The sequence below is a fragment of the Castellaniella sp. genome (genome assembly GCF_034007085.1).
In the GTDB taxonomy this organism is placed as follows: Bacteria; Pseudomonadota; Gammaproteobacteria; order Burkholderiales; family Burkholderiaceae_B; genus Castellaniella.
Genome location: NZ_JAVERO010000118.1, coordinates 1 through 6,706, shown reverse-complemented (window position 1 = coordinate 6,706; position 6,706 = coordinate 1). Strand labels below are relative to the sequence as shown.

The 6,706-nt window shown below is 65.2% G+C and carries 4 protein-coding genes; 1 reads left to right on the top strand and 3 read right to left on the bottom strand.

Annotation, left to right across the window (positions count from 1 at the left end; genetic code table 11):
- Together RBR29_RS09700 and RBR29_RS09695 are read right to left on the bottom strand one after the other, a co-directional pair.
- The coding region (locus RBR29_RS09700; RefSeq protein ID WP_320348885.1) for a class II glutamine amidotransferase at nucleotides 1–788 on the bottom strand (788 nt) is incomplete at its 3' end.
- Nucleotides 789–967: 179 nt separating this feature from the next.
- A complete protein-coding gene (locus tag RBR29_RS09695; protein WP_320348884.1) occupies nucleotides 968–2,122 on the bottom strand; it encodes a cytochrome P450 in 1,155 nt (384 codons plus the stop codon).
- 250 nt (nucleotides 2,123–2,372) lie between these two features.
- Here RBR29_RS09695 and clpB point away from each other — a divergent pair, with 250 nt between their 5' ends.
- On the top strand, nucleotides 2,373–4,964 hold the full coding sequence (gene clpB, locus RBR29_RS09690) for an ATP-dependent chaperone ClpB (protein WP_320348883.1): 2,592 nt from the start codon (nucleotides 2,373–2,375) through the stop codon (nucleotides 4,962–4,964).
- Between the two features lie 38 nt (nucleotides 4,965–5,002).
- Here the strand turns inward: clpB and glnE are convergent.
- Nucleotides 5,003–6,706: bifunctional [glutamate--ammonia ligase]-adenylyl-L-tyrosine phosphorylase/[glutamate--ammonia-ligase] adenylyltransferase (gene glnE / locus RBR29_RS09685; protein ID WP_320348881.1), on the bottom strand; the 1,704-nt coding region annotated here is incomplete at its 5' end.

Below are 6,706 nucleotides of genomic sequence, written 5' to 3'. Positions count from 1 at the left end.
TCGGGGATCTCGATGATCCGGCTGGACTGGGGGCGGCCATCGACGAACATCATCAGTTCGCCTGGCTGGAAGGCGGTCCAGGTCTCGTTGTCGGTCAGCGGCTTGGTCGTGATGACCGAAACACAGTCGCCGCGTGCGTTGGTCTGGGAAAAATCCACCGACATGTCGGTGTCCACCAGATGCGCGACCTGGAAGGGCCAGGCGCGCACGATGTAGTACAGGTTCGTCGAGCAATGGGCCAGCATGCAGCGTCCATTGGACAGCAGAAAATTGAATACCCCGTAGTGCGTGAGACTGGCCGTCATGTCGGCCACGGCAGTGAACAGGTCGGTGGCTTCCGGTTCGTTGGCGCCGAAGCGGGCGCGCAGTCCTTCCAGCATGACGCAGAAGGCCTGTTCGCTGTCGGTCTGGCCGACTGGCTGATGGTCGCCGCGCAGTTCAGGGGAGAAGTGCTTCAGATCGCCATTGTGGGCGAACAGCCAGTGCCGGCCCCACATTTCGCGCACGAAGGGGTGGCAGTTTTCCAGTTCCAGGGCGCCCTGGGTGGCCTTGCGGATGTGGGCGATGACGTTGCGCGATTTGATCGGATAGCGCTTGATCAGTTCGGCGACGGGTGAACGGCAGCAGGGCGCATTGTCCAGGAAACAGCGCGAACCGCGGTTTTCGTAGAAGGCGATGCCGAAGCCGTCGGCGTGGTGGTCGGTGCCGCCGCCGCGTGCGGCAAACCCGGCAAAGGAAAACGTGATGTCCGTGGGCGTGGCGCAATTCATGCCCAATAACTGACACATGGCAGACAGATTCCAGGCAGACCGGGGCGGATGCCGCCCCGAATGGTTCATGCCTGAATTGTAGTCTTGCCGGACTGGATAGCGCGGTCGTCTGCAGCGAGAATCCGCACTGCGTGGGTACAGTGTCCTTTCTGCGCCACGGAATGCCGGGGGACGTGGATGCTGGCGCGCCGCCGGCTTCAGTCGTGGCGCACTTGCAGCATGGCCTGCCGGTAGCCGCTGGCCGGGTAGATGGCCGGCATGGGGGGCTGGTCGGCGACGGGCTCCAGCGCACGGGTGCCTGCCAACAGGGCCTGGATCATCGCTTCGAGTTCCAGGCGCGCCAAGGGCGCCCCCGGACAGGCGTGGATGCCGGCACCGTAGAGCAGGTTCAGGGATGGGTCGCGGTCCAGGCGGAATTCGTCCGGGTCGCCGAAGACCGCTTCGTCGCGGTTGGCCGAGGCCCAGATCAGCGTGATCCGTTCGCCAGCCGGGATCTGCGTGTTGCCCAGGCGCACCGGACAGGTGGTGAGGCGGCGGTTGGCGATCAGCGGCGCGTGGATGCGCAGGATCTCGTCATTGGCGGGTCGGACCAGTTCCGGGTGGCGGCGCAGGCGGTCCTGCAGGTCGGGATGGGTGGCCAGGTAGTGGGCGATGATGCCGATGCTGGAGGCCATGGTGCCCAATTCGCCGACGGTCCAGTTGCGCAGGATGCTGACGATTTCGTCTTCGGTCAGGGGGCGGCCGTCCACGGTTTCGCGCAGCAGGCGTGTGGTGACGTCGTCGGGGGCCTGGCCCCCGGCATTGCGGCGGACTTTCAGCAGGCCGCGAATGGTTTCGTCGAATTCGGTGGCGACGGCAGCAATGGCGTGGGGGTCTCCGGACAGGGTGGCGACGTTCTTTTTGTGGATCCATTGCAGCAGCGGTTCGTGCAGGCTGTCGGGCCAGCCCAGGAACGCGCATTGCATGCGCAGGGCAAAGGGATGCGCCACGCCGAACATGATTTCGATGCGCTCGTTGCGGGGCAGCGCGGCGACCAGATCCGCACACAAGCGGCGGCAGACCGGCTCGAAGGCTGCCATGCGGTCCGGGCCGAAGTAGGGCTCGATCAGTCGGCGGTACGCCGTGTGCTCGGGCGGATCCATGCTGTTGGGCACGGAGACATGGCGCGACGCCTGGCTGCTGAAGGTCTTGTGGTCCAGCAGGATTCGCATCACATCGGCGTGACGGAACACGGAATGGTGCAGATAGTCGCTGTGGGCCACCGGGCAGCGGCCCCGCATGCGGTCATAGGCGGCGATGGGATCGGCGAGGATATCGGGGGCGCGGGGGTCCCAGTCCTGGGGGGCGTTCATGGCAGTCCTTCGGGCAGCAAAGCAAGGGCCTTGGGCAGAGTCCGCCGGACTGTAGCATAGGGTTTGTCCTGGTCTTGATAAATCCCATATGAATCAGATAGTTATTGTTTAAAACATCTCCTGCGCCACCTGTGCAGATGGTTCGGGGCATCAGTGATCGCAGCAGTCCGCAGTGCTTGAAAAACCGTTTTTCGCCCGCATGTATGGAACATCGGGGCGTCACGCCCCCACCCACTCAAGGGCTCCACCCATGCGATTCGACAAACTGACGACAAAGTTCCAGCAGGCACTCGCCGACGCGCAAAGTCTGGCGGTACGCCATGACCATCCCTATATCGAAAACGTCCATCTGCTCTCGGCCTTGCTGGCCGATCCAGACAGCGGCTCGGCCAGTCTGCTGGCGCGTGCCGGCGTGGCCGTGCCACGTCTCCAGACCGAACTGGATCGCCAGATCAAGGCACTGCCCATGGTCCAGGGTGCCGAAGGCAATATCCAGATCAGCCGCGATTTGCAGGCTGCCCTGGCGCGCACCGACAAGGAAGCCGGTCAGCGTGGCGATGCCTACATTGCCAGCGAACTCTATCTGCTGGCTCTGAGCGATGACAAGGGCGAGGTCGGCCGTGCCCTGCGCGAGGCCGGACTGCAGCGCAAGGCGCTGGAAGCCGCCATCGAGGCCGTGCGCGGCGGCGCATCCGTGATGGGCGCCGAAGACGAGGACAATCGTCAGGCACTGAAAAAATACACCCTGGACCTGACGGCCCGTGCCCGCGAAGGCAAGCTCGACCCCGTGATCGGGCGCGACGACGAAATCCGTCGCACCATCCAGATCCTGCAGCGGCGCACCAAGAACAACCCCGTGCTGATCGGCGAACCCGGTGTGGGCAAGACGGCCATCGTCGAAGGCCTGGCCCAGCGTATCGTCAACGGTGAGGTGCCGGAAACCCTGAAGGGCAAGCGTATTCTGTCGCTGGACCTGGCCGGGCTGCTGGCCGGGGCCAAGTACCGGGGTGAATTCGAGGAACGCCTGAAGGCCGTACTGAAGGAACTGTCCCAGGATTCGGGCCAGACCATCGTCTTCATCGACGAACTGCATACCATGGTGGGCGCCGGCAAGGCCGAGGGCGCCATGGATGCCGGCAACATGCTCAAGCCCGCGCTGTCGCGCGGCGAACTGCATTGTGTGGGCGCGACCACGCTGGACGAATACCGCCAGTACATCGAAAAGGATGCTGCGCTGGAACGGCGCTTTCAGAAGGTGCTGGTGGATGAACCCGATGTGGAATCCACCATCGCCATCCTGCGTGGCCTGCAGGAACGCTATGAACTGCATCACGGCGTGCAGATCACGGACCCGGCCATCGTGGCGGCGGCGGAACTCTCGCACCGCTACATCACGGACCGTTTCCTGCCCGACAAGGCCATTGACCTGATCGACGAAGCAGCGGCGCGCATCCGTATGGAAATCGATTCCAAGCCGGAAGTCATGGACCGCCTCGACCGGCGCATCATCCAGCTGAAGATCGAACGCGAGGCTGTGCGCAAGGACACCGATGAGGCTTCCGAGCGCCGCCTGAAGGCGATCGAGGACGAACTGGAATCCTTGCAGCGCGAATACAACGACTACGAGGAAGTCTGGAAGGCGGAAAAGGCGGCCGTCCAGGGCTCTCAGGCCGTGAAAGAGGAAATCGACCAGGTCCGCGCCGAAATGGCAGAGTTGCAGCGCAAGGGCCAGTACGACAAGCTCGCTGAACTGCAGTACGGTCGATTGCCCGAACTGGAAGCCCGCCTGAAGGCCGCTGAATCCGCCCCCAAGGCGGCGGATGCGGACAAGCCGCGCCTGCTGCGCACGCAGGTCGGCGCCGAGGAAATCGCCGAGGTCGTGTCGCGTGCCACCGGCATTCCCGTGTCACGCATGATGCAGGGTGAACGTGCCAAGCTGCTGGGCATGGAGGCCGTGCTGCACGAGCGCGTGGTCGGTCAGGACGAGGCCGTGCGCCTGGTGTCGGAAGCCATCCGCCGTTCGCGTGCCGGGCTGTCGGACCCGAACCGCCCCTATGGTTCGTTCCTGTTCCTGGGGCCGACCGGCGTAGGCAAGACCGAACTGACCAAGGCGCTGGCGCATTTTCTGTTCGATTCGGACAATCATCTGGTGCGCATCGACATGAGCGAGTTCATGGAAAAGCATTCCGTGGCCCGCTTGATTGGTGCGCCCCCGGGCTATGTGGGCTACGAAGAAGGCGGCTACCTGACGGAAGCCGTGCGCCGCAAGCCCTACAGCGTGATCCTGCTCGACGAGGTCGAGAAGGCCCATCCGGACGTGTTCAACGTCTTGCTGCAGGTGCTGGACGATGGCCGCTTGACCGATGGCCAGGGCCGCACCGTGGATTTCCGCAACACGGTGATCATCATGACTTCGAACATCGGTTCGCAGCAGATCCAGAACCTGGCCGACCAGCCCTACGATGTGGTCAAGGAAGTCATCCGCGACGAACTGAAGACGGCATTCCGACCGGAATTCCTGAACCGGATCGACGAGATCGTGGTGTTCCACGGCCTGGATGCGACGCACATCGAGCCGATCGCCCGTATCCAGCTCAAGCGGCTGGCCGAGCGCCTGGCGCAGCATGAGATGCGCCTGGAAGTGTCTGATGCGGCGGTTCAGGAACTGGCCCGCGCAGGCTACGACCCGGTGTTTGGCGCGCGCCCCTTGAAGCGTGCCATCCAGCAGCACGTGGAAAACCCCGTGGCGCGGCTCATTCTGGAAGGCCGCTTCGGCCCGAACGACGTCGTGCCGGTGGACTGGGATGGCGAGCAGTTCGTGTTCGAACGCACACTGCAGTAGGCAACCGCTTGTTGCGGCTGACGCGGGTCGGTCCGACCTTACGCGCCCGGTTCCAGTACGTGCGCCCATAGTTGGCGCACGGCTTTGCGTTCGCGCGTGAATTCTGTCTGCGGCACGCGTGCCTTGTCGGCACCTTGCAGGCGCAGGGCGTGCTGGCGGCGGCGAAAGACGCGGTAGGCGTCCGCCGCTTCGGCCGCCAGCGGGCCAGGGATCAGGCCGGCCCGCGCCGCCAGGCCCAGCAGGGCGATGTTGCCCAGGTTGTCCAGCAGTTCGGGGTGCGCGCCTGACTGGCTGAGCACCAGGAACTGGGTGATGAACTCGATGTCCACCATGCCGCCCCGGTCGTGTTTCAGATCGAAATCGTCGCTGCGGTTGGGATGCCCCTGGGAAATCTTGTCGCGCATGGTGATGACCTCGCGGCGCAGCGCCTCGGGGTCGCGTGGCAGCAGCAGGATGCGCCGACGGATGTCCTCGAAACGCGCCCCGATGGCGACATCGCCCGCCACGAAGCGCGCCCGGGTCAGGGCCTGGTGTTCCCAGGGCCAGGCCTGGTTCAGTTGATAGTGCTCGAAGGCTTCGATGGGCAGGGCCAGCAGGCCGGCATCGCCGTCCGGGCGCAGGCGCAGGTCGATCTCGTACAGTCGGCCCGACGAGGTCAGGGTGGACAGCCAGGACGCCACCCGGCGCCCCAGCTTGGCGTAGCGTTCGCTGGCTTCCTGGTCCGGGTCGTCGTACAGGAACACCAGGTCCAGGTCGGATGCATAGCCGATCTCTTTCCCGCCCAGTTTGCCATAGGCGATGATGGCAAAGCGCGGCTCACCCGGGTCGGCGCGGCGTTCGCGCGGCAGCACCTGGGGCCAGACCCGGTGGATGGCCTCGGCCAGCATCAGGTCGGCCAGGGCCGACAGGTGGTCGGCCAGTCCTTCGACGCTGATGACGTTTTCCAGATCCTGGGCCAGCAGCTGGAAAGTGATCTGGTGCTGGACGTCGCGCATCAGGTTCATCTGCTGTTCCACGTCCGGCTGGCCGTCGGGCAGCAGGCAGGCGTCCAGGTCGTTGCGCAGCTGTTCGGCCAGGGCCGGGAAATCGGGGGCCTGCATCAGGCTGCGCCATTCGATCAGGCTGTCGAGCAGCAGGGGGTAGCGCGTCAGGTATTCCGAGGCCCAGGGGCTGGCCTGGACGATGCGCGCCACGCGGGCCAGGGTTTCGGGATATTCGGCCAGCAGCGCCAGGTAGGCGCTGCGCTGGGCGATGTGCTCCACCAGGTTCAGCAGCCGCTGCAGCGCAACGGGCGGGTCGTCGGTGCGGGCGGCGGCCTGGATCAGGCCGGGCAGCAGCGCCTGCAGGCGTTGCTGGCTGGCGCGCGGCAGGCTGCGGATCCGGTGGCTGTCGAGCAAGGTGTCGATGCGGGCTTGCATCGTTTCGGCCAACCCGTCCGGCAGCGACGCTGCGGGCGTTTCGGCCTGCGGGGTTTCCGGTTCCTGCGCATCGCCGCCCATGCCGGCGATGCGGAAGGCATCGCGAAAGCACTGCGAGACGAAGGCGCGGTGCCGGTCCAGTTCGGCCTGGAATCCGGTCGTGTCGGCGTGGCCCATGGCCTGGGCCAGGGCTGCCATGCCCTCGTCCGTGCGGGGCAGCAGGTGGGTCTGTTCATCCTCGCGGTATTGCAGCATGTGCTCGACCCGTCTCAGGTAGACGTAGGCGGCTTCCAGGCCGACCGCCTGGGTCTCGTCCAGGAGTCC